This is a genomic window from Luteimonas sp. A478, assembly GCF_054052025.1.
Genome location: NZ_JBSVRF010000003.1, coordinates 466,927 through 492,548, shown reverse-complemented (window position 1 = coordinate 492,548; position 25,622 = coordinate 466,927). Strand labels below are relative to the sequence as shown.

The 25,622-nt window shown below is 67.3% G+C and carries 26 protein-coding genes and 1 pseudogene; 15 read left to right on the top strand and 12 right to left on the bottom strand.

Annotated features, from left to right (window positions below):
* Positions 1–65: 65 nt before the first annotated feature.
* Positions 66–1,001: a DMT family transporter gene (locus ACW7G3_RS08755; RefSeq protein WP_456982338.1), complete on the bottom strand. Its 936-nt coding sequence runs from the start codon at positions 999–1,001 to the stop codon at positions 66–68.
* A gap of 75 nt (positions 1,002–1,076) precedes the next feature.
* Positions 1,077–3,224: a GGDEF domain-containing protein gene (locus ACW7G3_RS08750; RefSeq protein WP_456982336.1), complete on the bottom strand. Its 2,148-nt coding sequence runs from the start codon at positions 3,222–3,224 to the stop codon at positions 1,077–1,079.
* 243 nt (positions 3,225–3,467) lie between these two features.
* Between ACW7G3_RS08750 and ACW7G3_RS08745 the strand changes: the two genes are divergently transcribed.
* The 5 genes from ACW7G3_RS08745 (at position 3,468) to ACW7G3_RS08725 (ending at position 7,868) form a co-directional block, all read left to right on the top strand.
* Entirely contained in the window at positions 3,468–5,255 is a 1,788-nt protein-coding gene (locus tag ACW7G3_RS08745) for a glutamine--tRNA ligase/YqeY domain fusion protein (RefSeq protein ID WP_456982334.1), read from the top strand.
* Between the two features lie 12 nt (positions 5,256–5,267).
* On the top strand, positions 5,268–5,645 hold the full coding sequence (locus ACW7G3_RS08740) for a hypothetical protein (protein ID WP_456982332.1): 378 nt from the start codon (positions 5,268–5,270) through the stop codon (positions 5,643–5,645).
* Complete coding sequence (locus ACW7G3_RS08735; RefSeq protein ID WP_456982331.1) at positions 5,642–6,229, top strand: nucleoside deaminase; 588 nt, start codon at positions 5,642–5,644, stop codon at positions 6,227–6,229. The genes ACW7G3_RS08740 and ACW7G3_RS08735 overlap by 4 nt, the downstream gene beginning before the upstream one ends.
* Before the next feature lie 2 nt (positions 6,230–6,231).
* On the top strand, positions 6,232–7,281 hold the full coding sequence (gene rlmM / locus ACW7G3_RS08730; protein WP_456973426.1) for a 23S rRNA (cytidine(2498)-2'-O)-methyltransferase RlmM: 1,050 nt from the start codon (positions 6,232–6,234) through the stop codon (positions 7,279–7,281).
* A 116-nt stretch (positions 7,282–7,397) separates the two neighbouring features.
* A complete protein-coding gene (locus tag ACW7G3_RS08725; RefSeq protein ID WP_456982329.1) occupies positions 7,398–7,868 on the top strand; it encodes a hypothetical protein in 471 nt (156 codons plus the stop codon).
* Between the two features lie 26 nt (positions 7,869–7,894).
* Here ACW7G3_RS08725 and ACW7G3_RS08720 read toward each other — a convergent pair whose 3' ends face one another.
* Positions 7,895–9,064 (bottom strand): FAD-dependent monooxygenase, encoded by a 1,170-nt coding sequence (locus ACW7G3_RS08720; protein WP_456982328.1) that lies wholly within the window; start codon positions 9,062–9,064, stop codon positions 7,895–7,897.
* Positions 9,061–10,293 (bottom strand): 2-octaprenyl-6-methoxyphenyl hydroxylase, encoded by a 1,233-nt coding sequence (ubiH, locus tag ACW7G3_RS08715; protein ID WP_456982327.1) that lies wholly within the window; start codon positions 10,291–10,293, stop codon positions 9,061–9,063. Before ubiH ends, ACW7G3_RS08720 begins: the two co-directional genes overlap by 4 nt.
* A 46-nt stretch (positions 10,294–10,339) precedes the next feature.
* Here ubiH and ACW7G3_RS08710 point away from each other — a divergent pair, with 46 nt between their 5' ends.
* Genes ACW7G3_RS08710 through ACW7G3_RS08700 form a run of 3 tightly spaced genes read left to right on the top strand, consistent with a single transcriptional unit; the run spans position 10,340 to position 12,426 of the window.
* Positions 10,340–10,924: a DUF6580 family putative transport protein gene (locus ACW7G3_RS08710; protein WP_456982326.1), complete on the top strand. Its 585-nt coding sequence runs from the start codon at positions 10,340–10,342 to the stop codon at positions 10,922–10,924.
* Positions 10,925–10,936: 12 nt separating this feature from the next.
* A complete protein-coding gene (locus ACW7G3_RS08705) occupies positions 10,937–11,491 on the top strand; it encodes a cob(I)yrinic acid a,c-diamide adenosyltransferase (RefSeq protein WP_456973436.1) in 555 nt (184 codons plus the stop codon).
* Between the two features lie 2 nt (positions 11,492–11,493).
* Positions 11,494–12,426, top strand: coding sequence for a histone deacetylase family protein (locus tag ACW7G3_RS08700; RefSeq protein WP_456982415.1), 933 nt, complete (start codon positions 11,494–11,496; stop codon positions 12,424–12,426).
* A gap of 12 nt (positions 12,427–12,438) precedes the next feature.
* Here ACW7G3_RS08700 and msrB read toward each other — a convergent pair whose 3' ends face one another.
* A complete protein-coding gene (msrB, locus tag ACW7G3_RS08695; protein WP_456973438.1) occupies positions 12,439–12,849 on the bottom strand; it encodes a peptide-methionine (R)-S-oxide reductase MsrB in 411 nt (136 codons plus the stop codon).
* Between the two features lie 105 nt (positions 12,850–12,954).
* Here msrB and lptD point away from each other — a divergent pair, with 105 nt between their 5' ends.
* The 6 genes and pseudogenes from lptD to ACW7G3_RS08665 all read left to right on the top strand — a co-directional run.
* Positions 12,955–15,333 (top strand): LPS assembly protein LptD, encoded by a 2,379-nt coding sequence (lptD, locus tag ACW7G3_RS08690; protein ID WP_456982324.1) that lies wholly within the window; start codon positions 12,955–12,957, stop codon positions 15,331–15,333.
* Positions 15,330–16,628: a peptidylprolyl isomerase gene (locus ACW7G3_RS08685; RefSeq protein WP_456982323.1), complete on the top strand. Its 1,299-nt coding sequence runs from the start codon at positions 15,330–15,332 to the stop codon at positions 16,626–16,628. The genes lptD and ACW7G3_RS08685 overlap by 4 nt, the downstream gene beginning before the upstream one ends.
* Position 16,629: 1 nt before the next feature.
* On the top strand, positions 16,630–17,598 hold the full coding sequence (gene pdxA, locus ACW7G3_RS08680) for a 4-hydroxythreonine-4-phosphate dehydrogenase PdxA (protein ID WP_456982322.1): 969 nt from the start codon (positions 16,630–16,632) through the stop codon (positions 17,596–17,598).
* Positions 17,595–18,398, top strand: a complete 804-nt coding sequence (gene rsmA, locus ACW7G3_RS08675) for a 16S rRNA (adenine(1518)-N(6)/adenine(1519)-N(6))-dimethyltransferase RsmA (protein WP_456973446.1) — start codon at positions 17,595–17,597, stop codon at positions 18,396–18,398. Before pdxA ends, rsmA begins: the two co-directional genes overlap by 4 nt.
* Positions 18,399–18,433: 35 nt before the next feature.
* Entirely contained in the window at positions 18,434–18,817 is a 384-nt protein-coding gene (gene apaG / locus ACW7G3_RS08670; protein ID WP_456973448.1) for a Co2+/Mg2+ efflux protein ApaG, read from the top strand.
* A gap of 23 nt (positions 18,818–18,840) precedes the next feature.
* Positions 18,841–19,770, top strand: a pseudogene (locus ACW7G3_RS08665) (symmetrical bis(5'-nucleosyl)-tetraphosphatase); the annotation flags it as partial.
* On the opposite strand, the gene ACW7G3_RS08660 reads toward ACW7G3_RS08665, so the two are convergent.
* Genes ACW7G3_RS08660 through ACW7G3_RS08640 form a run of 5 tightly spaced genes read right to left on the bottom strand, consistent with a single transcriptional unit; the run spans position 19,682 to position 23,115 of the window.
* A complete protein-coding gene (locus ACW7G3_RS08660; RefSeq protein ID WP_456982321.1) occupies positions 19,682–20,179 on the bottom strand; it encodes a dihydrofolate reductase in 498 nt (165 codons plus the stop codon). The pseudogene ACW7G3_RS08665 and the gene ACW7G3_RS08660 sit on opposite strands and share 89 nt — an antisense overlap.
* Before the next feature lie 11 nt (positions 20,180–20,190).
* Positions 20,191–20,985: a thymidylate synthase gene (locus ACW7G3_RS08655; protein ID WP_456982319.1), complete on the bottom strand. Its 795-nt coding sequence runs from the start codon at positions 20,983–20,985 to the stop codon at positions 20,191–20,193.
* Complete coding sequence (lgt, locus tag ACW7G3_RS08650; protein WP_456982318.1) at positions 20,985–21,875, bottom strand: prolipoprotein diacylglyceryl transferase; 891 nt, start codon at positions 21,873–21,875, stop codon at positions 20,985–20,987. Before lgt ends, ACW7G3_RS08655 begins: the two co-directional genes overlap by 1 nt.
* A gap of 33 nt (positions 21,876–21,908) precedes the next feature.
* The gene (locus tag ACW7G3_RS08645) at positions 21,909–22,688 is read right to left on the bottom strand and encodes a TerC family protein (RefSeq protein ID WP_456973456.1); all 780 of its coding nucleotides are present in this window, start codon (positions 22,686–22,688) and stop codon (positions 21,909–21,911) included.
* 46 nt (positions 22,689–22,734) lie between these two features.
* On the bottom strand, positions 22,735–23,115 hold the full coding sequence (locus tag ACW7G3_RS08640; protein ID WP_456973458.1) for a diacylglycerol kinase: 381 nt from the start codon (positions 23,113–23,115) through the stop codon (positions 22,735–22,737).
* 157 nt (positions 23,116–23,272) lie between these two features.
* Between ACW7G3_RS08640 and ACW7G3_RS08635 the strand changes: the two genes are divergently transcribed.
* The gene (locus ACW7G3_RS08635) at positions 23,273–23,680 is read left to right on the top strand and encodes a hypothetical protein (protein ID WP_456982317.1); all 408 of its coding nucleotides are present in this window, start codon (positions 23,273–23,275) and stop codon (positions 23,678–23,680) included.
* Positions 23,681–23,720: 40 nt separating this feature from the next.
* On the opposite strand, the gene ACW7G3_RS08630 is transcribed toward ACW7G3_RS08635, so the two are convergent.
* Positions 23,721–24,380, bottom strand: a complete 660-nt coding sequence (locus ACW7G3_RS08630; protein ID WP_456982316.1) for a LysM peptidoglycan-binding domain-containing protein — start codon at positions 24,378–24,380, stop codon at positions 23,721–23,723.
* Between the two features lie 136 nt (positions 24,381–24,516).
* Positions 24,517–25,518, bottom strand: coding sequence for an isoaspartyl peptidase/L-asparaginase family protein (locus ACW7G3_RS08625; protein WP_456973735.1), 1,002 nt, complete (start codon positions 25,516–25,518; stop codon positions 24,517–24,519).
* Positions 25,519–25,622 lie beyond the last annotated feature (104 nt).

The following is a 25,622-nucleotide window of genomic DNA, read 5'->3' as shown; positions in this document are numbered from 1 at the left end:
GGTTGATCCATGCATCCATGATGCAGCTGTTGCCCGCTGCGCCCAAACGCCGACCGACGCAGCGTTCAGGCCGCGTGCGTAGGCAGTCTGGAACGACCCTTGAGGCTGGCCAGGAAAATTCCGGCCAGGGTCAACGCCAGGCCCAGCCAGGCGCGCGGTTCAACCTGCAGATCCAGCACCACCAGGTCCAGCAGAAAGGCCACGATCGGCTGCAGGAGCAATAACAGGCCGATCACCGCCACGCTCAAATGCGCCATCGCCCGCGAGATCAGCACCCAGCTCAGACAGTGGCCCAGTCCGGCCAGCACCAGCAGCCAGCCCAGCGACTGCCACGACGGGATCACAAACGAGCTGCCCTCGGCCAGCCCGGCCATGCCCAGCAGCAGCGCGCACATCAGCGCAATCAGCGCCAGCACCTGGACGATCGGCGCCCGCTGATGGCCGGCAGCGGTACCGGCTGCATGCGCCTCGCCCTGGGCACGCCGGAGCGCCAGGTTGTAGAGCGCATAGCACAGTCCGGTGGCCAGCCCGGCCAGCACGCCCCAGCGATAACCCGCCGGCAGCGTGTCCCAGTCGCCACCCAGCATCAGGTACAGGCCGAAAAACGCCAGGCCAATCCCGGCCATGAAGCGCGGTCCCACCCGCTCGTGGAACAGCACCACCCCGGCCAGCGCCATGAAGAACACCTGTCCGTTGGCAAGCAGCGTCGCCAGTCCAGGGCCGACCAGCAGAATGCTGCGGTGCCACAGCCACAGGTCGGCGGCAAAGGCTGTGGCGGCCGCGACCGACCACCACCACACCTGGCGCGGCACTGGCCGCCATCCGCGCTGCAACAGGATCACCGCCAGCAGCATGAGGCCGGCGAAAAGCATCCGGTAGAAGGCCGAGATCGTTGGCGGGGTATCGGCAAAGCGCACCATCAGCCCGTTGCTGCCGATCACCGCCGCGCCTGAAAGCATCCACAGCAGTGCCCTGCTCCGCCCATCACCCTGCTGCTGCATCTCGCACCGCACCTGATATCAAAGAGCCCGGAAGCTTAGCAGCGGTCTGCTTCGCCGATCAGGTGGCCCGCCCGGTCAGGTAAAGACCGCGGGCGCCACGTGCACGCAGTTGCGCCCGGCACGCTTGGCTGCATAGAGCGCCTTGTCGGCGCGTTCGATCGTGGCCTGTGGGCTACCCTCACCATCGCGACGGGTGGCCACGCCTACGCTGACGGTCAGCTTGACCGGCTGGCCTTCCCAGTCGATCACCTCTCGCTCCACCGCAGCGCGCAGGCGTTCACCCACCTCCCGGGCTGCTGCACCGGTGCATCCCGGCAGGATGACCACGAACTCCTCGCCACCGTAGCGGCCGAAGATGTCCCTTTCTTCCAGCGCTCCGGCCAGGGCGCCGGCCACCGCCCGCAGGCACTGGTCACCCGCCGCGTGCCCGTAGCGGTCGTTGATGAGTTTGAAACGGTCCAGATCAACGAACAGCACCGACAGCGGCAGGCCGTCGCGGTCGGCCTCGGCAAAACAGCGCCCCAGCCACTGATCCACCGAGCGCCGGTTGAGGCTGCCGGTCAGGGCGTCAAGTTCCGCCGACTGGCGCAGCTGGATGGCCGCGATGGCCTGGTCCACCTGCATCTGGGTGGTACGGCAGAACTCGCTGGCCAGCGCCATCTCATCAGGTGCCAGCCCTTCCCCCCCGGCCCGGCGCAGCAGCAGTGCCCCCCACGCTGGCGCCCTGAGCCTGAGCGGGATCACTGCTTCGGTGAATGCCCCTGCAGCAACCGTCAGGGGCTGCTGCAGCGCAAGCCCTGCGGCCGCCTGCCTGCGCAGGACCAGGGCACGCTCGCTCAGGCCTGCCACCACCGCGTCGTGCGAGTCGCTCGGCTCCACCAGCAGCAGGCTGCGTCCGTGATAGCCCTCGGCCAGCACCGCCAGCCCGGAAACGGGCAGCAATGGCAGCAGATGGGTGGCCATGATCTGGAATCCGCTCCAGGCGACCTCCGCCTGCCCCACCTGGCGCAGCCTTGATTGCAGCGCATTGACCAGCTCGGTACGCGCTGCTTCACGCAGCATCCTCCGCTCGCTTTCAATACGCGCTTTCTGGTCACGATCGCGCTGCTCACGGTATTCGCTGATCCGGTGCACCAGGCCAATCGCACACAGGGTCAGGAACAGCACCAGGGCGCCCTGGTAAAGAAACCGGGTAAGCAGCGGACCTAGCAGGTGCATGTCCGCCAGCAGCTCCAGCGACAGCGCCACCGCGATCAGAAGCAGCAACAGCAAGATCAGCGGCCAGGCCATGGCCACCCGCCGGCGCACCGCATCGCCAAACAGGAGCAAGCTGCCGCCGCCCACGGCCAGCCAGCATACGAATGCGACCTGACGCCACGGGAGCGTTGGCAGCCCCACACCCACCAGGCACAGCGCGGCCAGGCCGAGCATTGTCCAGAACGCGACATCCATGGTCCGCGCCACCCTCTCCGCTCCGGGCGACTGGCCCACGTATTGCTGGATCAGCCGGACCCAGGTTGCCAGGAACAGGAAAACCAGAGCCCACAGCCCGGAAGTCCGCCAATGGGCCATCACCCGCAAACCAGGCAAGCCGTACAGATGTCCGTTGACCGCCGCCAACATCAGTACCAGCGCACTGGCACAGACGAACAGCGTGAGAAACACCCGGTCACGCGCCGCCGCATAAAGTGACAGCGACAGCATGGCCAGCATCAGCAGGCTGGCATAGATCACTGCGCTGCCTACTGCAGCCGCCTGCTCCAGCCGCGCTGCTTCGATGACCGGCATGACCCGCGGCTGCAGGCTGGCACCCGGGCCCGGATGGGCGTGCAGGGTGGCCACTATCGGCCCTTCCCAACGCTGCGGCAGCATGAAGACATAGCCACCAGGCAGCACCCCTTCGACCGGGTCGGGAGCGAAAAAGTCGCGCTCCGCGCTGCTCCAGCCATGGGCTTCCAGCCAGATCGCATGCCGCGACACGCGCGGCACCCATATCACCCACGGCGAAGCCCGCGACTCTTTCGCAGGAAGGTTGAACCGGAGTTGCAATGTGCCGGGGGCGGCTCCGCCATCGGGCGTGATGATTTCCACGGCGACGGGAGAGGTGCGGGCGCTTTCAGTGGTCGCCAACCCGCTTCCCACCAGGACCAGCAGGACCAGCAGCCCGACGACATGCCACACGTCGCCACGCCGCGGCTGCCCGCCAGCCCGGGACCTCAACATGGCGCGGTTCCATCCTTGTGTACCTGCTGCAGCACCTGATCCCCCCTGACCGGTTCAACTGCGCCTGTGTCGCCTTTTAAGCAAAGGATATGCCATAAAAGCGTTATCCACATCACATTTGCAACCAATAGAGGTGGGGGATTCTGTCCAATGGAACGGATGGAGCTTCGATGCCACCCCCCGCGGCTCCGCAATCCGGGCCGTCAAGGCCTACACTAGGCGCCCGTTTTCGCATTGTTCCGCATGACCAGCTCTGACGCCCCAGCAAGCCTCCCCGCCCGCCCGCAGACCACTACCGACCGCAAGCCGGACCCGGCTCCGGTCGAGCGCCAGGACTTCGTCCGCCAGATCGTCCGCGACGACCTGGCCAGCGGCAAGCACAGCTTCATCCGCACCCGGTTCCCGCCCGAGCCCAACGGCTACCTGCATATCGGCCACGCCAAGGCGATCTGCCTGGACTTCGGCATTGCCGAGGAATTCAGCGGCGTGTGCAACCTGCGCTTCGATGACACCAACCCGGAGAAGGAACACCCCGAGTTCGTACGTGCGATCCAGGATGATGTGCGCTGGCTCGGCTTCGAATGGGCCAGCCTGCGCCACGCGTCGGACTATTTCGGCGTGTTCTACCTGGCCGCCGAGAAACTGATCACACAGGGCGACGCCTATGTGTGCGACCTGAGCGCGGAGGAAGTGCGCCAGTACCGCGGCACCCTGACCGAGCCGGGACGCAATTCACCTTGGCGCGAGCGCTCGGTGGAGGAGAGCCTGGACCTGTTCCGGCGGATGCGCGCGGGCGAGTTCCCGGACGGCGCCCGCACCCTGCGCGCCAAGATCGACATGGCCAGCGGCAACATCAACATGCGCGACCCGGCCCTGTACCGGATCAAGCACGTGCCGCACCAGAACACCGGCGACGAGTGGGTGATCTACCCCATGTACGACATCGCCCATGCGCTGGGCGACGCCGTGGAAGGCATCACCCACTCGCTGTGCACGCTGGAGTTCGAAGACCACCGTCCGCTCTACGACTGGTGCGTGGACAAGGTGGATCTGGCCGGCAACCCGGAACTGCTGGAGCCGCTCAAGCAGAAGGGCCTGCCGATCGAGGCCGCCAAGCCGCGCCAGATCGAATTCTCGCGCCTCAACATCAACTACACGGTGATGAGCAAGCGCAAGCTCACCCAGCTGGTGGCCGACGGCCTGGTGGACGGCTGGGACGACCCGCGCATGTACTCGCTGCAGGGCCTGCGCCGGCGCGGCTACACCCCCTCGGCGCTGCGCCTGTTCGTGGACCGGCTCGGGGTCAGCAAACAGAACTCGATGATCGATTTCTCGGTGCTGGAAGGCGCGCTGCGTGACGACCTGGACGCGGTGGCACCGCGGCGCATGGCGGTGATCGAGCCGCTGAAACTGGTCATCACCAACCTGCCCGAAGGCCACGAGGAACAGCTCACCTTCGCCAATCATCCCAAGGATGAATCGTTTGGCAGTCGCCAGGTGCCGTTCTCGAGCGAGCTCTGGATCGAACAGAGCGATTTCGCCGAAGTGCCGCCCAAGGGCTGGCGCCGCCTGGTTCCCGGGGGCGAAGTGCGCCTACGCGGCGCCGGGATCGTGCGCTGCGACGAAGTGATCAAGGACGATAGCGGCCAGGTGATCGAACTGCGCGCCACCCTGGACCCTGAATCACGGCCCGGCATGGAAGGCGCCAACCGCAAGGTCAAGGGCACCGTCCATTGGGTCTGCGCTGCACGGGCCGTGGCGGCTGAAATCCGCCTGTATGACCGCCTGTTTCTGGTGCCGGATCCGGATGACGAATCCGAAGGCAAGACCTACCGCGACCATCTCAATCCGGACTCGCGCCGCAGCGTGCAGGGCTGGATCGAGCCGGCCGCGGCGGTGGCCGAGCCGGAGGACAGCCTCCAGTTCGAACGCCAGGGCTATTTTGTTGCAGACCGCCAGGACCACCGCGCTGATACCCCGGTGTTCAACCGCAGCGTCACCCTGCGCGACACCTGGGCCGCCAAGGCCTGATAGGGAGGAAGCATGCGCCACCGCCTGTTGCTGCTGCTGTCCGCCACCCTGTTGGCACTGATGCTTGGCGCCTGTGCGGCGCCGACGACCGACGCCGGCGTCCCGGGGGGCATGGATCCCGCGCCACAGGCGACCAGCGGCCTGCCCAACCTGGATTACAGCTGCCAGGTCGACAGCGACTGCGAGGTCAAGAACGTTGGCAACTGCTGTGGCTACTTCCCGGCCTGCGTGAATGCGGCCGCCGAGCCGGATCCGGATGCCGTCATGGCGCAGTGCGCCGAAAGCGGGATGGCGTCGGTGTGCGGATTTCGCGAGATCCAGGCCTGCACCTGCACCAGCAACCGCTGCGAGGCGGTGGACCAGTTCGCAGCGCCGTTGGAGCAGAAATGATGCTTGCAGCCTTGCCCGGGCGGGTCGAACTTGCCCTGCCCGATTGGATCGAAGATGTCGTGGCCGGCGTTGGCGCGGTGACCGGCGATGAAGCCAAGGTGGCGCTGGCCATCGAACTGTCCCGCCGCAACGTGGAAGCCGGCACGGGCGGTCCGTTTGGCGCAGTGGTCTTCGGGCCGGATGACCGCGTGGTAGCCGCTGCGGTCAACCGGGTCATACCGCAGGGGTGCTCGGTGGCCCACGCCGAAATCATGGCCTACATGCTGGCCCAGCAGCGTGTCGGCCGGGCGCGCCTGAACCGCGACGAGAACGACCAGCCGCTCGGCTCCTATGTATTGGCAACCTCGGCGCAGCCCTGCTGCCAGTGTTACGGCGCGACCGTCTGGGCCGGCGTTGACCGGCTGCTGATCGGAGCCCGCTCGACGGACGTGGAAGAATTGACCGAATTCGATGAAGGGCCGCTGCCCGCCGACTGGGTCGGCGAGCTTGAGCGCCGCGGCATCGCCGTGGTCCGCGACCTGCTGCGCCAGGATGCCCGCACCGTGCTGGCTGCCTATGGCGGCGGCGACGGCGTGCGGTACTGATCATGGCCGGAACCCTGCTGTGCTACTGCCGCGCCGGTTTCGAACCCGAGCTGGCGGCCGAACTGGGCGAGCGCGCTGCGTTGGCCGGATTCCCCGGCTACGCCCGGGCCACGCGCGGGGATGGCTATGTCCTCTTCCATGCCGGCGAAGAAGGCCCCGGCCTGTCACAGGCCCTGCCCTGGCAACGGCTGGTGTTCGCCAGGCAGAAGCTGGACCTGATCGCGGAGCTGCCGCAGATCGACGCCAGCGACCGGATCACCCCGGTCATGCAGGCGCTTGAAGGCCTGGGCCGCTACGGCGACCTGTGGGTGGAGCATCCTGATTCGGACGCGGGCCGGCCGCTTTCGGCCCTGGCCCGGAGCTTTGGCAACGCCCTGCGTCCGGCGTTGCGCAAGCGCGGCTTCCTCAGCGAACGCGACGAGCCCCGCCTGCCGCGGCTGCACGTGTTCCTGCTGGCCGGCGACCATATCCTGCTCGCCCGGGCGGACCGCGCTGACAGCGCGCCCTGGCCATTGGGCATCCCGCGCCTGCGCCTGCACTCCGATGCGCCGTCGCGCTCGGCGCTGAAGCTGGAAGAAGCCCTGATGGCCCTGCTTGACGAGCGCGAACGCGAGAAGTGGATCAAGCCCGGCATGCGCGCCGCCGACCTGGGCGCCGCACCCGGCGGCTGGGCCTGGGTATTGACCCGCCACCACGTCCACGTCACCGCGATCGACAACGGACCGCTGCAGCCGGCGCTTCTGGACACCGGCCTGGTCAGGCACCTGCGTGAAGACGGCTTCCACTGGAGCCCCGACCGCCCGATGGACTGGCTGGTCTGCGACATGGTTGACCAGCCGCGGCGCGTCGCCGCCCGTATGGGCGACTGGTTCCGCAATGAGTGGTGCCGCCACGCGATATTCAATCTCAAGTTGCCGATGAAAAAGCGCTGGCAGGAAGTCCAGCTGAGCCTGGATCTGTTCCAGCAGACGGCAGAGCGTCCCGTGCACATCCGCGCGCGCCAGCTCTACCATGACCGCGAGGAAATCACGGTTTTCGCGACTGTCCGCTGAACGCCGACGGGATTTATCCGCAATTTCAAGCGGATTTCATCGCTGCACCTCCAGCATGGGCATACCGGCGTCATATGCGCTGTATCGGCGTCGGCCATCCCTATTGGAGAAATCCCGTGAAGCCCAGCCAAGACATCCGCAGCCTCCGGATTGCAATCCTGGCGGCGTTGGCCATCCCGTTCGCCGCGCTCGCACAGCCGGCCCCGACCGAACCCCCGGTGGATCCAATCACCCCGGTCGACACCACGCCCCCTGAAGCGGTGCCGCCCACCGACCCGGTCGAGGCCGCCCCGCCGTGGACGGATGAAACCCAGCCTCCGCCGGCCACGCCGCCCGCACAATCAGACACCACCAGCCATGTGCTCGGGAACGAGCAGGGTCGTGACGTGACGCTGCACGAGCATCCGCCGAGCTCGGTCGTGGGTGACTACAGCGTTGATTTCGACACCCTTGATACCGACAGCGACGGGCACATCAGTCGCAGCGAAGCGCAGGCCAATCCGACCCTTTCCGCCGAATTCGACGGCGTGGACCGGGATGGCGACGGTCAGCTGAGCCGTGAGGAACTGGCGGGCTGGAATCGCTGAAGCGCCTGCATTGTCCGGCTGCCCCGCTAGAGCCCGGCAGCCCGCCGCCACAGCAGATGTGCGACCGGGCCGATCCGCGAGGCCGCGCCAAACAGCTGCCCACGCAGCAGCGTGGGCAGCAGCGCGTCGTTGGAGAACACCCGATCGATGCCGTCGAACGTGCACGCGGCGACGGCATTCTCGCTTTTGCGCCGCCGCGCCCAGCGCCGCAGCCGATGCGGGGAGTCCCAACCTTCGCCCGCGCGACGCACCAGCTCGCGTAACCCGTCCACGTCGCGCAAGCCCATGTTCACTCCCTGGCCGGCCAGCGGATGAACGACGTGGGCAGCATCGCCGAGCAGCAGCAGACGGCCCTGTTGGGCGGTGTCTGCCAGACGTAACCGCAGGGGGAATGCCGCACGGGGCGAACGCGGGCGCACTGTCCCCAGACGGCCGCCGAACGCCCGGGTGAGCGCATCACCGAACGCGGCATCATCCAGCGCCAATACGCGCGTCGCCTCCGCGTCGGGCAGCGACCAGACGATCGAACAGCTGCCATCAGCGCAGGGCAGGAAGGCCAGCGGGCCTCCCGGAAGGAACCGCTGCCACGCGGTGTCCTCATGCCCGAGCTCCGCATCCACGTAGCCCACCACGCCGCGCTGGCCGTAGTCGCGGCCGCGGGTGCCAATACCGGCCATGCGGCGCAAACTGGATTCCGCTCCATCGGCGGCAATCACCACCCGCGTTGCCATGCGGCGGCCGTCGTCGAGCTCCAACCGAGCGCCGTCCTCATCCTGTTCGAACGACTGCACCCGGGCCGGGCAATGCACATCCACTCCAGCCGCGGGCAATGCCGCACGCAGCCGATCCACCAGCAGGCCGTTCTCAACGATCCAGCCCAGCGCATCGCGTGCATAGGCATCGCCGTCAAACAGCAGCTCGTCTCCACCCGCCGCATCCCAGACCCGCATCCGCCGGTAGGGGTGGGCGCGCGCCAGGCGGATCGCATCCCAGGCACCAATTGATTGCAGCAGCGCAATGTTGTCCGGAGCCAGGGCGAACACCCGCAGGTCCGGCTGCTCCCGGCTCCAGGGTCGGGCGGACGCGGCTTCCACCAGCTCAACCCGCAATCCTTCGCCGGCCAGCGCCAGCGCGCAGGTCGCGCCGACCACGCCGCCGCCAACCACCACCGCGTCGCTGCGCATCCGGCGGCTCATGCCTGCGACCTCCGGCACAGCGCCGGCACCTGCCCGCGATAGCCCATGGCTCCGCCCGCCAGTCGCGCCTGCAGTGCAGGCAGACGGTCCACCGCCAGTAACCCGAGGCCACGCAGCGGCCGCAGCAGCGGCGCATCGTTGGCGGTCACCCGGGCCAGGCCGTCGGAAAATTCCAGGGTGCGTTCCCGGTCCTCACGGCGCAGCTCCTCGTAGCTGCGAAGCATCTGTGCGCTGCCGGGATCGTCGCGGTGCGCGGCGAGCAGCTCGGCCAGGGTCAGCGCATCGCGCAGGCCGAGGTTGAAGCCCTGGGCACCCACCGGGTGCATGCTCTGGGCGGCGTTGCCCACCAGGACCGCTCTGCCAGCCACGGTGCGCCGCGCGACCACCCTGACCATGGGATAGGCGCTGCGCGGACCGGCAGCCAGGAACCGTCCGGCGCGCCAGCCGAAAGCGGCCTGGATACGCGCAAGGTAGGTCGTCTCGTCCCAGGCCATCGCGGCTTCGGCCTGCCCGCCGGCCACGCCGTGGACCACGCCGTAATGGCGGTCGCTGCGCGGCAGCACCGCGGTGGGGCCGTGGGCGGTGAAGCGCTCCCAGGCGGTCCCATCGGGGGAGTTGGAGGTGCGCACCCGCGCCACCAGCAGGGTCTGGTCGTAGTCGCGATGGTCGGCCTCGATCCCCAATGCAGCGCGCACGCCGCTGGCACTGCCGTCGGCGCCGACCAACAGGCGTGCATGCACGGTGCGCTCGCCCTCGTCCTGTGCAATCCGCACCCGGCACAGATCGCTCTCCACGCTGCAGCCCACAAAGCGCGCCGGACGATAGCGGGTCAGGCCGTGCAGCTGCGCCAGGCGTGTTTCCAGCGCCTGGCCAAAATCACTGGCCACAACCACCTGGCCAAACGCCTCGCGACCGTAGTCGGCCGCTTCCATGCAGACCCGGCCGAAGTCACCCGCCCGGCTGACGTGGATGCGCCGGATGAGCCCCGGCGGCATGCGCAGTTCCTGCATCACACCAAGCGCGGTGAGCGCATTGACCGTGGCGTCGGCAAAGCTCAGGTTGCGCTGATCGAACACCGGCGGCAGGGAGCCTGCGGGCGATGCCTCGACCTGGGCGACATCCATCCCCAACCGGTCGAGCGCGATCGCCAAGCTGGCTCCAACAAGGCCGCCGCCGACGATCAGTACATCGTGGCAGGGAGGGCTGGAGTGGGAGCTGGGTTGCGGCATTGCGCTATGCTATCGCCTTCCACTCCAAAAGCTCCGCGACCAGCCGATGAACAGTTCCGACCAAGCTCCCAGCCTCGCCCTCGGTCCCCTGCTGCTGACGGGCCTGATCGTCGCCGCCGCACTGACCCGTCTGCTGCCGCAGCCGCCGAACTTTTCGCCGGTGATCGCCATCGCGCTGTTTTCCGGGGCCTACTTCGCGGGCCGCCGCTGGGCGATGCTGGTGCCGCTGGCCGCCATGCTGGTATCCGACCTGGCGCTGGCTGCGACCAATGGCGGCATCTACCTGCAGCACATGACCAGCCCGGTCGCGCTATCGGTCTACGCCTGCATCCTGCTGTCCACTCTGGTCGGCTTCGGCCTGCGCGGCAAGGTCAGCAGCGTGCGCGTGCTGGGCGGGTCGGTCGCCGGCTCGGTACTGTTCTTCGCGGTGACCAACTTCATGGTCTGGACCACGGCCACCACGGTTCCCGGCCACGCCCACTGCGTCGCGGGCCTGGCACCCTGCTACGCGGCAGCTATCCCGTTCTTCCACTGGACCCTGCTGGGCACGCTGTTCTGGTCGGCGGTGCTGTTTGGCGGGTTCGAATTGCTGCGCCGCCGCGTTCCGGCGCTGCGCGCCCAGACCGCCTGACGGCCGCCGCCGGTGGGCAATCGGCTCTCGAAGATCTACACCCGCACCGGGGACGACGGCACCACCGGTCTGGGTGACGGAAGCCGGGTGCCCAAGGATTCCGCGCGGGTCACCGCCTACGGCACGGTGGACGAGGCCAACTCCACCATCGGCCTGATCCAAGCCTGCAAGCTGCCCGACGAAGTACGTGACGTGCTCACCCGCGTCCAGCACCAGATGTTCGACCTTGGCGGGGAGCTGTGCATCCCCGGCCACGCGGCGATCCAGGATGCCGATATCGAACATCTGGAAGCCAGGCTTGACCACTTCAACCAGCAACTGCCGCCGCTCAAGGAATTCATCCTTCCCGGTGGAGGCGAAGCCGCTGCACGCTGCCACGTGGCCCGTACCGTGGTGCGCCGTGCCGAGCGCGAGGCGGTCACGCTGGCCCGCCACGAACCGGTCAGGGCCCAGGCGATCCACTACCTCAACCGTCTGTCCGACCTGCTGTTCGTGCTTTCACGGGTGCTGGCCCGCGTTGACGGGCACGGCGAAGTCCTCTGGGATCACGACCGGCGCAAGCCGTGAGCCTGCGGGTTTATACCCACCCCGCCTGCATCGCCCATGACACCGGGGAAGGCCATCCCGAGCGCCCCGAACGCCTGGGCGCAGTGATCCAGGCCCTGCGCGACGGCATGCCCGGCATCGACTGGCAGCAAGCCCCTTCCGCCAGCCGCGGACAGCTGCTGCGGGTGCATTCGGAATCGCTGCTGCAGACGGTGCTTGAGACCCAGGTGACAGGGACCATGCACCTGGATCCGGACACCATTCTTTCCCCTGCCTCGGCCGAAGCTGCGCTGCGTGCGGCGGGCTCGGGCATCGCCGCGGTCGATGCAGTGATGGGCGGCGAAGTGCCGGTGGCGTTCTGCGCCGTGCGCCCGCCCGGCCACCATGCCACCGGCGGCGAGACAATGGGCTTCTGCCTGTTCAACAACGTTGCCGTTGCCGCTGCTCACGCACTCGATCGGCATGGCCTGACCCGGGTGGCGATCATTGATTTCGACGTCCACCACGGCAACGGCACCCAGGCCATCTTCGAGTCAGAGCCGCGGGTGATGTATCTCAGCTCGCACCAGGAATCGCTGTACCCGGATACCGGGCAGCGCCGCGAACGCGGTGTTGGCAATTTGGTGAACGTGCCGCTGGCCGCCGGCACCGGCAGTCGCGCCTTCCGCGAGGCGTGGAGCGAGCGGCTGCTGCCGGAGCTGGACGGTTTCAAGCCCCAGCTGCTGCTGGTTTCAGCGGGCTTCGACGCCCACTGGCGCGACCCGCTCGCCCAGCTGCAGCTGGACGGCGAGGATTTCGGCTGGCTGACCGGCGAGCTGCGAACGATCGCTGTACACCACGCCGCAGGTCGCATGGTGTCAACCCTTGAAGGCGGCTATGACCTGCGTGCGCTGCAGGAAAGCTGCTTGGCCCACGCGCGGGCACTGCTGGGCAGTCCGGATGCGCACCGGGACTGAGGCACCTGCCGCTCAGTCGCCTTCCGGCGTGGCCTTGAAGTCCAGTGCGGCGGAATTGAGGCAGTAGCGCAGCCCGGTCGGCGCTGGGCCATCCGGAAACACGTGCCCCAGGTGGGACTCGCAGCGCGCGCACTTCACTTCAACCCGGCGCATGCCGTGGCTGAGGTCCTCATGCTCGCTGACCGAATCAATGGCGATCGGCGCGTGGAAGCTGGGCCAGCCACTGCCGGAGTCGTATTTCGCGCCGGACCCGAACAATGCACTGCTGCAGGCAACACAGAGGTAGGTGCCCGTCTCCTTGTGGTCCCAGTACTTGCCTGTGAAAGGCGGTTCAGTGGCGGAACAGCGGCACACCGCATACTGCTCATCGCTCAACACCTCGCGCCATTCAGCCTCGGTTCGGTCGTTTGGCTTGTTGCTCATCGTTTTCTCCATGGTCCCGATGATGCCTTACATGGCATTGCATTGCCGCTTTACAAGGGATGCGGCATGCTGGCGACCGCTTTTGGACTGACCGGAAAACCCTGCGTGCGCCGAGCCCTCCGCCTGCTGCCATTGCCGCTGTGCATTGCCTTTTCCCTGACCGCGCTCGCCGATGAGCGCCCGGGAATGTGGCGCCTGTGCCCGTTGGAAGATGCTGTCCCCGAGTTTCCCGATGCCCCGCCGCCCTCGGGTACGGCAGCGGACCGGGACCAGTACCCCACCGACATCGAAGGCGATGCGCTCAGCGGCGTCTACGACCAGGTGATGAACTACGACGGCAACGTGTCGTTGCGCCGCGGCGATCAGTTCCTCAGCGCCGACAACCTGATGTTCGACGCCCAGACCGGCACCTACACTGCGGAAGGCAGCGTCCGCTACCAGGATTCGGGCATGCGCATCGTGGCCGAGCGGCTGCAGGGCGATCAGCAGCAGGACTCGCACAGCATCGGCGGCGTGCGTTACCAGCTGATTGAACAGCGCGGCAGCGGCGGCGCGGATCGCGCGGAACTCGCCGGCGACTACGGCTCGCTGTACGGGTCAACCTATTCCACCTGTCCGCCCAGCGAGCGCATGTGGGAGCTGCGCGCGCGGCAGATCGACATCGACATGGAAGACGGCTTTGGCACCGCCCGTGGCGCCACGCTGCGCCTGGGATCGGTGCCGGTGCTGTACGTGCCGTGGTTCAAGTTCCCGATCGACGATCGCCGCAAGACCGGCCTGCTGTACCCGGCAATTGGCTACAACAGCCGCAACGGCTTCGACTACAGCCAGCCGATCTACCTCAACCTGGCGCCCAACTACGACATGACCCTGGAGCCGCGGCTGATGAGCCGCCGCGGCCTGCTGCTGGGTACCGAGTTCCGTTACCTGACCAACTCCGGTCGCGGCACGTTTGAAGTTGAGTACCTGCCCTCGGACGACCTGGCTCCCAACGAACGCCAGCGCGAGATCGACGAAGGAATCCACCCGGAGAACTGGCGCAAGGAAGACCGCGGGATGTTCCATTTCAACGGCCGGCACAACATCAACCGGACCTGGCAGGCCCGTGCCAACCTCAATTGGATCAGCGACCCCCGCTACTTGGAGGACCTGAGCAGCAGCCTCGCCGAGTCCTCGCCCAGCACGCTTACCAGCACCATGGGCGTCTACGGAAGGGGCCGCTATTGGGATGCGGCGGTGACGGCCGATTACCGGGTGCTGTCCGATTACACCCTGCGCGAGCGCAACCTGCCCTACTACCGCCTGCCGCGGCTGTATGCGAACTGGGAGCAGCCTCTGCGGCCCTGGCTGGTGGCCGGCATGCAGACCGACCTGACCCGGTTCGCCCATGTCGACAGCGGGTTCAAGCCGGGCGGAAGCCGCATCGACCTCAAGCCCTACGTCTCGCTGCCGATTGAAGGGGCCTCATGGTACGTGCGTCCAAGCATGGCTTGGCGCTATACCACCTATCAGCTGGACGACGCTCTGGCCCGCAGCATCAACTCCGCGGCGCCGGATACCTCGCCCAGCCGCAGCCTGCCCATCACCAGCGTGGATGCGGGCCTGTTCTTCGACCGCGACACCCGATTCCGCGGCGAGAACTACCTGCACACGCTCGAGCCGCGGCTGTTCTATCTGAACGTCCCCTACCGCTACCAGGACGACCTGCCCCGGTTCGACACCCGCAACCTGACCTTCAGCTGGGGCCAACTGTTCCGCGACAACCGCTACTCCGGCGCCGACCGCCAGGCCGACGCCAACCAGCTCACCCTGGCCTTGAGCACGCGCATGCTGCGCGAGTCCGATGGCCAGGAGAAACTGGCGCTGAGCGTGGGCCAGATCCGCTACTTCGAGGATTCACGGGTGGGGCTGACTCCCACAACCGGCCAGATCGAAGACGGCAAATCTTCCTGGGTCGCCGAAGGCAGCTACGCGGTCAACGACCGCTGGACCTTCAACGCCGGCTACCAGTGGGATCCCAAGGACCGGCGCGACGACCTGGTCGCCCTGCGCACCCGCTACCTGCTCGGCGACGACGGCATCGTCAACCTCGGCTACCGCTATCGCCGCAGCCAGCTGGAGCAGGTGGATTTCTCCTTCCTGTACCCGATCAATGCCACCTGGAGCCTGGTAGGCCGGTACTACTATTCGCTCCGCGACCAGCAGGTGCTCGAGGGCATCGCCGGTATCCAGTGGGACAGCTGCTGCCTGGCTGTGCGTCTGGTGGGCCGCCACTATGTGCGCAACCGGCTGGGCGAGACCAACGATTCCATCCAGCTGGAAGTTGAACTGAAGGGCCTGGGCTCGGCCGGACCCGGCATGGAAGACCGCCTGCGCCGTGCTATTCTCGGCTATTACCGTGACGACCTCTATCTGGTGCCTCCGTCCGAATTGGGCGGCCGCGGCGACGATGGGGACGACTACTACTTCGACCCCATGCCATGAAGAAACTCCTCCTTTCCCTTCTCGCCGCCGCTCTTCTGGGTGGTACCGTGCATGCCCAGCAGGTGCAGCCACTGGACGAGATCGCCGCCGTCGTCGACGAGGACGTGATCCTGCGCAGCGAGCTTGACCGCGCGGTTGGCAACATCCAGATCCAGTTCGCCGATCAGGTCGGGCAAATGCCTCCGCTGCCGATCCTGCAGCGCCAGGTACTGGAGCGGCTGATCCTGATGCGGCTGCAGACCGACCGCGCTGCCGACACCGGTATTCGCGTGGACGATGCGGAAATCGACGCCACCATCGAAGCCATCGCCCAGCAGAACGGCGGCACGGTCGATCAGCTGCGCATGCAGTTGGAAGCCGACGGCATGGCGTTCAGCGAGTTCCGCAGCTCGCTGCGCGAGGAGCTGATGACCCAGCGCCTGCGCCAGCGTTTCGCCCAGACCCGGATCGTGGTCAGCGAAGGCGAAGTTGATGCCGCCCTGCGCTCGCAGGACGGAGGCACCCAGTTCCGCCTGGCCCACATCCTGGTGGCGGTGCCTGACGGTGCCACGCCGGAACAGATCAACGTGGCCCGGGAAAAGGTCGAAGGCATCCAGGACCTGATCGAACGCAACGACATGGACTTCGCAGCCGCAGCGGTGCGCTACTCCGACAGCCCCAACGCCCTGGAAGGCGGCGATCTGGGCTGGCGCCGGATTGATGAGATCCCCGCCGCGTTCGGCACCGCCGTACCCACCATGCAGCCGGGCAGCATGCTCGGCCCGTTCCAGGGTCCCAGCGGTTTCCAGCTGCTGCAGCTCGTGGATGTGCGCGATACCGCCGGCAACAGGGTCACCCAGTACCAGGCCCGCCATATCCTGATCCGGGCCGGCCAGGACCCCGCTGAGGACGCCTCGGCCCGGTCGCGTGCCGAAGCGCTGCGTGCCCGCATCGTTGCTGGCGAGGACTTCGCCGAAGTGGCCACACAGGAATCGGAAGACCCTTCCAGCAGCCCCCGCGGTGGTGACCTGGGCTGGTTCACCGACGACCAGTTCGGCCCCGAATTCGGCAGCCAGGTGGCCCCTCTGGAGGACGGAGGAGTGTCGCAGCCGTTCCGCACCCAGGCCGGCTGGCACGTGGTACAGCGCCTCGCTTCGCGCCAGGCCGAGGTTGACGATGAAGACCGTCGCAACCTGGTTCGCGAAAGCATTGGCCAGCGCAAGCTGGAAGACGAGTGGAACCGCTTCCAGCGCGAGCTGCGCAGCGAAGCCTACGTCGATATCCGGATCGGCGACGGCGCCGACACCGACGGTTGAGATGGCCCGTCCCCGCCTTGCGCTGGTACCGGGCGAGCCGGCCGGCGTAGGGCCGGAACTGTGCGTGGCTGCGCTGCAGCGCGACTTCGGTGCTGACATCACCATTTATGGCGACCGGGCCAGCCTGGTCCGCGCGGCCGATGTGCTGGACCTGCCCCTGCCACTGGGTGGGACCGGCCCCGGTCGTGCGCAGTTGATCGAAGTCACCCATCCCCTGCTGCCCGCTTTTGGCACACCCGACCCGGCCAACGCCGCCAGCGTCATTGCCGCGCTGCGCGCCGCCACCGACGCCTGCCAACGTGGCGAGATCGATGGGATGGTCACCGGCCCGGTGCACAAAGCCGTCATCAACACGGGAGGCATCGCCTACAGCGGCACCACCGGGTTGCTGGCCGGATGGACGGGGCGCGAAGTGGTGATGATGCTTGCCAACCAGGTGCTCAGGGTTGCCCTGGCGACCACCCACCTCCCGCTGCGCGAGGTGGCCGACGCCATCACCGCGCCCGCGCTGGAACGGACCCTGCGGATCCTGCATGCCTCGATGCAGGAAGACTTCGGCATATCCCGGCCGCGCATCGCCGTACTCGGGCTCAATCCGCATGCCGGCGAAGATGGCCATCTGGGCCGCGAGGAGATCGAAGTGATCCAGCCGGTGCTCGAACGCTTGCGCGGCGACGGCATGCAACTGCTGGGCCCGCTGCCGGCGGACACCGCATTCCTGCCTGCAAAGCTGCGCGAGGTGGATGCGGTGCTGGCCATGTATCACGACCAGGGCCTGCCGGTGCTCAAGCACAGCGGCTTCGAGCACGCCGTCAACCTCACCCTCGGCCTGCCGTGGCCGCGGGTCGCAGTGGACCATGGAACGGCGCTGGAACTTGCCGGCAGCGGACGGGCCACGCCCGCCAGCCTGATGGCCGCACTCGACACTTGTACCCGCCTGGCGGCAACGCGGGCCGGGATGCCGGCATGAGCGGAGCGCCTGCACCCGGCTTCGGCCGCGCCAAAAAAGCGCTCGGCCAGCACTTCCTGCACGAATCGGCCTATATCGATCGCATCATCGATGCCGTCGCCCCGCACCCGGGCGACCGGGTGGTGGAAATCGGCCCGGGCCAGGGCGCGCTGACCCTGCCGCTGCTGCGCCGCCACGGCGCGCTGACGGTGATCGAGTTCGACCGCGACCTGATTGCTCCGCTCACCCACGCCGCAAGCAGCGCCGGCGACCTGGAAGTGATCCACCGCGACGTGCTGGAGGTGGACTTCACGGCCCTGGCCGCCGATGGTCCGCCGCTGCGGCTGGTGGGCAACCTGCCCTACAACATCTCCTCGCCGATCCTGTTCCACGCCCTGAAGCACGCTGGCGCGATCACCGACATGCATTTCATGCTGCAGAAGGAGGTCGTGGACCGGATGGCGGCCCCGCCGGGATCCAAGGTCTATGGCCGGCTGAGCGTCATGCTGCAGGCCAGCTGCATCGTGGTGCCGCTGTTTACCGTGCCGCCGGGCGCATTCCGCCCGCCGCCCAAGGTCGACTCCGCGGTGGTGCGGTTGGCACCCAGACCCACCGGTGAAACCGGCATCGCGGATCCAGCGCGCTTTTCCGCCGTGGTCCGTGCGGCCTTTGGCCAGCGCCGCAAGACCCTGCGCAACGCACTTTCAGGCCTGTGCAGCGAAGCCACCCTCGCCGCGGCAGGCATTGACCCCAAGGCCCGCGCCGAACAGCTGCCGGTACAGGACTTCATCCGCCTGGCCAACACCCCGCCGGTCGACTAGCCAAAGCGTTCACCCGCTCCCATTACACTGTCGTCATGGAAGAGACCCCCGACTACACACTGGAAATCCAGATCGCAGCCCGGTTCCTGGAAGAGGAATCCGAGCCCGAGCGCGAACATTACGTGTTCGCCTACACCATCCGCATCCGCAACCTGGGGCGCCTGCCGGCGCAGCTGGTGCACCGCCACTGGATCATCACCGATGGCAACGGCAAGGTCGATGAGGTGCACGGCGAAGGCGTAGTGGGCCAGCAGCCCCGGCTCGAGCCTGGCGATGAGTTCGAATACACATCCGGCGCAGTGCTGGAAACCGCGGTTGGCAGCATGCAGGGCAAGTACGACATGGTTGGCGACGACGGAACCCACTTCGACGCGCCGATCCCGCCGTTCACCCTGGCTGCGCCCCGCACCCTGCACTGACCTGACAGAGACGGAAGCAAACCTTGGCCATTTGGGCAATCGGAGACCTGCAGGGATGCTATGGCCCCACGCAGCGACTGCTGGAACGCATCGGCTTCGATCCCGCCAGCGACACCCTGTGGTTGTGCGGGGACCTGGTGAACCGCGGCGGGGAGTCACTTGAAACCCTGCGCCTGGTGCACTCGTTGCGCGCGCATTGCCGGGTGGTCCTGGGCAACCATGACCTGTCGCTGCTGGCGATCGGCGAGCGCGACGAGGCGCAGCAGCGGCGCGTGAACCCGGACCTGCGCCGGGTCCTGTTTGCCGAAGACCGTGACGAGCTGCTGGACTGGCTGCGCGGCCAGCCGCTGGTGCACGCGGATCGCGACCTGGGCTGGATGATGGTGCACGCCGGCCTGGCGCCGAAGTGGACCACGGCAATGGCCCTGGAGCATTCCGCCGAAGTCGAGCGCCGGCTGCGCGGGAAAGGCTATCGCAAGCTGCTGCGTAACCTGTACGGCGATCGTCCTGCCTGGTCTCCGGGGCTCAAGGGCGTGGAGCGCGAACGGGCGATCATCAACATGTTCACCCGGATGCGCTATTGCACGCCGCGCGGGCGGATCGCCTTCGATGAGAAAGGTCCTCCCGGCACCCAGGAGCCGGGCCTCTACCCATGGTATTCAGTGCCGGGCCGGGCCGAGCGCGACCTGAAGATCGTCTGCGGCCACTGGTCGTCGCTGGGGCTGTTCATCGGCCACGGCGTGCACGCGCTGGATACCGGCGCGGTTTGGGGCGGCAAGCTCACTGCCCTGCAGCTGGACAGCGAGGAACTGCGGGTAGTGCAGGTGCCGGGGCGCGACGCGAGCGCCGACTGAGCCCGCGCCGCTACTTCCCGGCCACGCGCAGGTAGTCGACGAACGCATAGCCGAACGCATGCCGCGCATCGGCCGGGTGCTCCTCCCGGCGGGCCTCCCGCCACTGCCGGGGATCAAACGCCGGAAAGAATGTGTCGGCACCCTCTACCCGGGCGTCGACCAGGGTCAGGTGCAGCACATCGGCCCTGGACAGCAGCAACCCATAGATCTGGGCACCACCAATCACGCACAGTTCCTGCGCGCCATCCGCCGCGTCCAGCGCGGCTTCGACCGATGCCACTGCCTCCATGCCCGCAAACGGCGCCCGGCCGCTGCGGGTCAGCACCACGTTACGCCGGCCCGGCAGGGCCCGGCCCAGCGACTGCGCGGTCTTGCGGCCCATCAGCATAGGTTTACCCATGGTGAGCGCCTTGAACCGCTTCAGGTCCTCCGGCAGCCGCCAGGGCAGATCGTTGTCGCGGCCGATGGCCCGGTCGCAATCCATCGCCGCGATCAGCGAGATCCGCATCTTCGGCCTGCTCAGACCGCAACCGGCGCCTTGATCGCCGGGAGCGGGTCGTAATCTTCGATGGCGATATCGTCGAAGCCAAAGGCGAACAGGTCATCCACCTCCGGATTGAGCTTCAACCCGGGCAGCGTGCGCGGCTTCCGGGCCAGCTGCTCGCGAGCCTGTTCGTAGTGGTTCGAATACAGGTGCGCGTCGCCCAAGGTGTGCACGAAATCCCCCACCCCCAGCCCGGTCACCTGCGCCACCATGTGGGTCAGCAGCGCGTAGCTGGCGATATTGAACGGCACGCCCAGGAAGATGTCGCCGCTGCGCTGGTACAGCTGGCAGCTGAGCTTTCCGTCGACCACGTAGAACTGGAACATGGTGTGGCAGGGCTGCAGCGCCATCTGCGGCAGATCGGCCACGTTCCATGCCGACACCACCAACCGGCGGGAATCCGGGTTGCGGCGGATCTCCTCGATCACCCAGCGGATCTGGTCGATCTCGCCACCCTTGCCGTCGGCCCAGCGGCGCCACTGCTTGCCGTACACCGGCCCCAGCTCGCCGTCCGCATCCGCCCACTCGTCCCAGATCGAGACCCGGTTTTCCTTCAGGTAGGCGACATTGGTCTCACCCTTCAGGAACCACAGCAGCTCGTGGATGATCGAGCGCAGGTGCAGTTTCTTGGTGGTGACGAGGGGGAAACCTTCCCCGAGGTCATAGCGCATCTGCCATCCGAACACGCTGCGCGTGCCGGTGCCGGTGCGGTCCGCTTTTTCAGTCCCGTGCTCCAGCACATGACCAAGCAGTTGGAGATATTGGCGCATCAGGACGACTCCTTGGCAGTTGCCGGAACCTGCGGCTGCAGGGTCGGCGCACTGCGTGATTTCCACAGCAGGAACAGGCCCAGCGCAATCAGCGGCAGGCTCAACAGCTGGCCCATGGTCAACCAGTCGAACGCCAGGTAGCCCAGGTGCGCGTCCGGCTCACGCACGAACTCCACCAGGAACCGGAACACGCCGTAGCCCAGCGCAAACAGCCCGGAAATGGCATAGCGCGGCCGCGGACGCCTGGAGTACAGCCACAGCACCGCGAACAGCACCAGCCCCTCCAGCAGCGCCTGGTACAGCTGTGACGGATGACGCGCGAAGGCCTCCAGCGCACCTGACTCATGCAGTCCGCGCAGCGCGGCCGCATCCAGGCCGCGGAACTCCGCGGGCAGCGCATTGGGAAACACCACGCCCCAGGCGCCATCGGTGGGCTTGCCCCACAGCTCGCCGCCGATCCAGTTGCCGATGCGGCCGAAGCCCAGCCCTTGGGGAACCAGCACCGCCGCGAAGTCCGCGGTGTCGAAGAAGTGCAGCCGCTGTCGGCGCGACCAGAACCACATCGCCACCAGCACTCCGAGCAGCCCGCCGTGGAAGCTCATCCCGCCTTCCCAGGGCCGCAACAGCATCAGCGGATCGGCCAGGAAATCGCCGAAGGCGTAGAACAGCACGTAACCGATGCGGCCACCGAGGATCACCCCCAGCAGGCCGTAGAACATCAGGTCGCCAAACGCGTCCTCGTTCACCCCAGGCAGCCGTCCGGCGCGGATGCGGCTGCGCCCCAGCCACCAGGCCACGCCGAAGCCGACGACGTACATCAGCCCATACCAGTGCACGCGCAGCGGCCCCAGTGCAAACGCCACCGGGTCGATCTGGTGCAGGTAACTCATCGGCACTGCCCCTGTGTCAAAGCGCTCAGCCTATCAGCGTGGCATCGGCTGGCGGGGTTCGTCCACGGGAGGCGGCTGGATACCCTGGCGGCGCATCTCATTCCGCTTGGCCCACAGATTGAAGATTTCCACCATGGCCGAGAAACCCATCGCCCCATAGATGTAGCCGCGCGGGATATGCAGCTCGAAGCCCTCGGCCACAAGGAAAGCGCCGATCAGCAGGATGAAGGCCAATGCCAGCATCTTCACTGTCGGATTGCTGTCGATGAACCGGCCCATCGGCTGGGCGGCCAGCAGCATCACGCCAACCGCAATCAGGATCGCGCACACCATCACCGGCACGTAGTCGCCGGCCATGCCGACGGCGGCGATCACCGAGTCCAGCGAAAACACGATGTCGATCACTGCGATCTGCGCGATCACCGACCCGAACGACGCCACGGCCTTGCCCCTGCCGCCGCCTTCCTCGTCATGGCCTCCCAGGACCTGCTCCCGGATCTCCATGCCGCCCTTGACCAGCAGGAACAGGCCGCCAAGGACCAGGATCAGGTCCCGCACCGAAATCCCCTGCCCGAACAGCATGAACAGGTCCGTGGTCAGCCGGGCCAGCCAGGCCAGGGTCAGCAGCAGGCCGATACGGGTGATGCATGCCACGGCGATGCCGAACTTGCGCGCGAACTCGCGCTGTTCCACCGGCAGCCGGCCCACGGCGATCGAGATGAATACCAGGTTGTCGATGCCCAGCACGATCTCGATCGTGCTCAGCGTCACCAGCAGGATCCAGACCTGCGGGTCGGTCAACAATTCCATCATTGGCGGAAGTCCTTGAACATGTTCGTTGGGGATTGATTCACGCCGGTCAGAGCCAGCGGGGAATGAGGACCAGCGCCCAGACTGCGCCAGCATTGATCATGGCCACGCATACGGCCGCCGAACCCATGTCCTTGGCCCGGCCCACCAGTTCGTGGGGCTCGTTGCCAAAGCGTTCGATGACCGCTTCCAGCGCCGAATTGAGCAACTCCACCATCGGCACCAGCAGGCAGCTTCCCAGCAGCAGCGCGCGCTCCACGCCGCTGTCGCCCAGCCACAGGGCAAGCGGCGCGAGCACCGCCAGAAGATAGATCTCCAGACGGAACGACGACTCATGCAACCAGGCCGCACGCAGGCCCTGCATCGACCAGACCGTCGCCTTGATGATCCGCGCCGGCCGGCGCGGCAGATGCCCGATTTCGTCGGCCATGTCTCCGGCTCACGCGAAACCGCTATTTTGCCATACCCCGGGCTTCCGCCCGCACCCCCGGGGATTTGCATTGCCGGTCGGGCACTGTTTCACTGCCGGTGCGACTGACGGCCTCGAAGCTGCGGCGCCCTCCTCTGGCAGACAGCGAGTCCCGCCCATGACGTCCAATCCCGGTCCAGCCCTGCTATCCCTGCAATCCGATGACTCCGACTGGCAGGCGCTGGTCGACCTGACCCTGGAACGGGCGCGGGCCAGATTGGGCAAACCGGTGGAGCTGGACCTGCAGGCGGTCGACCGCTGCGGCCACTGGGCGTTCGTGAGGGCCCGCCTGCGGGATACCGGCGGCGGCGCGCTGACGCTCGATGACACGCCTTTTGCCGAAGCGGCAGCGGCCGGCGGTGTTTCCGACCTGGCCGCGGTGCTGTTCAGGCGACACGAGGACGCCAGCACCGGCGACAGCGCCTGGCAGGTGGTCGATCAGACCATTCTTCCGACCGATGTGGCCTGGCTGGCCTGGCCGCAGAAGCACGGAGCCCCCAGCCAGTTGCTTGGCCTCGGCGGCTGATCGGCGACGGGCAGCCGGTCAGCGGTCAATCGGCAGATCGTCAGCCGGGAGGCGTCAACAGGTAATAGTTGCCGGATGCGCCACCCCAGCTGATGCGCTGGGTCCCGTCGGAATTCACGTTGTTGGAACCTATGAATTTCGGAGTGCCGTTCTCGAAGCCTGCAAACAGCACCACGTGGGACTGGCCGTTGCTCTGCATCAGCACCACATCGCCCGGCTTGGCGTTGGCCAGCGGGGTCTGCTGCCAGCCCGCTCCGCGCAGGTTGTTGGCAAGCTGATCCACCGATGCGCTGGCCTGGCCGGAGTTGATCAGACCGGCCTGCTGCAGGCAGGCCGACACGAAGTTGGCACAGTTGACGTTGTCCGGGACCCAGCTTTCCATCGGAAGCTCATTGCTTTGCTTGAGATCCCCGGCGTTGCGACCGATGAACTGCTCGGCAATGGCAGCCGCGTTCGCTCCCTGCAGCCCGGCCACGGGTCCGTTGACCGCCTGGGTGCCAACCGCGGTTGGCGCGGAACCGCCCTGTGCCGCAGACCCCGCACCACCCGATATCTGCAAAGAATCCCCGGCAAAGATCAGGTCCGGGTTGTTGATATGCGGGTTGACGGCCTGCAGCGACTGCACGCTGGTTCCCAAGCGCTGGGCGATCTGCGACAGGGTGTCACCCGAGACAATGTTGTAAGAACCGATTGCGGTCATGCCGACTCCCTCTCCATACCTGGCCACCATCCTTGGGCCGAGTGTGGCTGCCAGCAGGACGCCCCGCAATTGGGGCCAGCCCCTATAGGGAATACCCGAGGGTGGGATCGGGCAGGCACCTGTTTGCCAGGCTCCATCAGTCCTCGCCGCCGAAGATCGCGACGCCACGGCTGCCGTCGGCCGCGATCCAGCCGCGATACATGCCGGCCGTGTTGAACGGCAGCGCGATGTTGCCTTCACCGTCCAGGGCGATCACCCCGCCATCGCCGCCGTGTTCCGGGATCACCTGCATGACCACGGCTTCCGCGGCCGTCTGCAGGCTGTCTCCGCGGTAGGCCATGCGCGCGCAGATGTCGTGGGCCACCGCATTGCGAATAAAGAACTCGCCCCAGCCGGTGGCCGACACGCCGCAGTTGGCGTCAGCCCAGGTGCCGGCCCCGATGATCGGCGCATCACCCACCCGGCCCCAGCGCTTGTTGGTCATGCCGCCGGTGGAGGTTGCCGCCGCAATCCGCCCCTGCGCATCCAGCGCAACCGCGCCCACGGTGCCGAAATACTCTCCGGGCGCTGGACCGGCGGCAGCCTGGCGCTCCGCCTCCTCCCGCTGACGCGCGCGCTCAAGCTGTTCACGCCGGGCAGCGGTATCGAACCAGGCGTTGTCCACCCGGTCCAGGTCCGGGTAATCATCGGCAAAGCGCTCCGCGCCTTCTCCCATCAGCATCACGTGCGGGGACTGCTCCATCACCCGGCGCGCCAGGCGGATCGGGTTGCGCACCGTGGTGACCGCGGCCACCGCCCCGGCCTGCCGGTCCTCGCTGTACATGATCGAAGCGTCCAGCTCATGGCGTCCTTCAGCGTTGAACACGGCGCCCTTGCCTGCGTTGAAGCGCGGCTGTTCCTCCAGAGCCACCACCGTTGCCTCCACCGCGTCCAGCGCGCTGCCACCACGGGCCAGCACAGCGTTGCCGGCGTCGAGCGCCGCATCCAGTGCCGCACGGATTTCGAGCTCGTCGGCCTCGCTGAGCGACCCGCGCTCGATCACCCCGGCGCCGCCGTGGATCACCAGCGCAGTGAGCGGCGCAGCTTCATCCTGTGCGGTTGCGGTGAACGCAATGGCTGCCAGCAGCAGGGATGTCAGTACTCGCACGGGCGTCACCTCGACAGTCAAACACGAGAGGATACCCCGCGACCCGTGGGGGCCGTCGGGGGTGCCCGCACACTACACGTCACGCGGCTTCGCGC

Excerpts from the sequence above, each read along its gene's own strand:
- ACW7G3_RS08755 (WP_456982338.1), bottom strand. The coding sequence starts at position 1,001 with ATGCAGCAGCAGGGTGATGGGCGGAGCAGGGCACTGCTGTGGATGCTT.
- ACW7G3_RS08750 (WP_456982336.1), bottom strand. The coding sequence starts at position 3,224 with ATGTTGAGGTCCCGGGCTGGCGGGCAGCCGCGGCGTGGCGACGTGTGG.
- ACW7G3_RS08745 (WP_456982334.1), top strand. The coding sequence starts at position 3,468 with ATGACCAGCTCTGACGCCCCAGCAAGCCTCCCCGCCCGCCCGCAGACC.
- ACW7G3_RS08740 (WP_456982332.1), top strand. The coding sequence starts at position 5,268 with ATGCGCCACCGCCTGTTGCTGCTGCTGTCCGCCACCCTGTTGGCACTG.
- ACW7G3_RS08735 (WP_456982331.1), top strand. The coding sequence starts at position 5,642 with ATGATGCTTGCAGCCTTGCCCGGGCGGGTCGAACTTGCCCTGCCCGAT.
- rlmM (WP_456973426.1), top strand. The coding sequence starts at position 6,232 with ATGGCCGGAACCCTGCTGTGCTACTGCCGCGCCGGTTTCGAACCCGAG.
- ACW7G3_RS08720 (WP_456982328.1), bottom strand. The coding sequence starts at position 9,064 with ATGAGCCGCCGGATGCGCAGCGACGCGGTGGTGGTTGGCGGCGGCGTG.
- ubiH (WP_456982327.1), bottom strand. The coding sequence starts at position 10,293 with ATGCCGCAACCCAGCTCCCACTCCAGCCCTCCCTGCCACGATGTACTG.
- ACW7G3_RS08710 (WP_456982326.1), top strand. The coding sequence starts at position 10,340 with ATGAACAGTTCCGACCAAGCTCCCAGCCTCGCCCTCGGTCCCCTGCTG.
- msrB (WP_456973438.1), bottom strand. The coding sequence starts at position 12,849 with ATGAGCAACAAGCCAAACGACCGAACCGAGGCTGAATGGCGCGAGGTG.
- ACW7G3_RS08685 (WP_456982323.1), top strand. The coding sequence starts at position 15,330 with ATGAAGAAACTCCTCCTTTCCCTTCTCGCCGCCGCTCTTCTGGGTGGT.
- pdxA (WP_456982322.1), top strand. The coding sequence starts at position 16,630 with ATGGCCCGTCCCCGCCTTGCGCTGGTACCGGGCGAGCCGGCCGGCGTA.
- rsmA (WP_456973446.1), top strand. The coding sequence starts at position 17,595 with ATGAGCGGAGCGCCTGCACCCGGCTTCGGCCGCGCCAAAAAAGCGCTC.
- apaG (WP_456973448.1), top strand. The coding sequence starts at position 18,434 with ATGGAAGAGACCCCCGACTACACACTGGAAATCCAGATCGCAGCCCGG.
- ACW7G3_RS08660 (WP_456982321.1), bottom strand. The coding sequence starts at position 20,179 with ATGCGGATCTCGCTGATCGCGGCGATGGATTGCGACCGGGCCATCGGC.
- ACW7G3_RS08655 (WP_456982319.1), bottom strand. The coding sequence starts at position 20,985 with ATGCGCCAATATCTCCAACTGCTTGGTCATGTGCTGGAGCACGGGACT.
- lgt (WP_456982318.1), bottom strand. The coding sequence starts at position 21,875 with ATGAGTTACCTGCACCAGATCGACCCGGTGGCGTTTGCACTGGGGCCG.
- ACW7G3_RS08645 (WP_456973456.1), bottom strand. The coding sequence starts at position 22,688 with ATGATGGAATTGTTGACCGACCCGCAGGTCTGGATCCTGCTGGTGACG.
- ACW7G3_RS08640 (WP_456973458.1), bottom strand. The coding sequence starts at position 23,115 with ATGGCCGACGAAATCGGGCATCTGCCGCGCCGGCCGGCGCGGATCATC.
- ACW7G3_RS08635 (WP_456982317.1), top strand. The coding sequence starts at position 23,273 with ATGACGTCCAATCCCGGTCCAGCCCTGCTATCCCTGCAATCCGATGAC.
- ACW7G3_RS08630 (WP_456982316.1), bottom strand. The coding sequence starts at position 24,380 with ATGACCGCAATCGGTTCTTACAACATTGTCTCGGGTGACACCCTGTCG.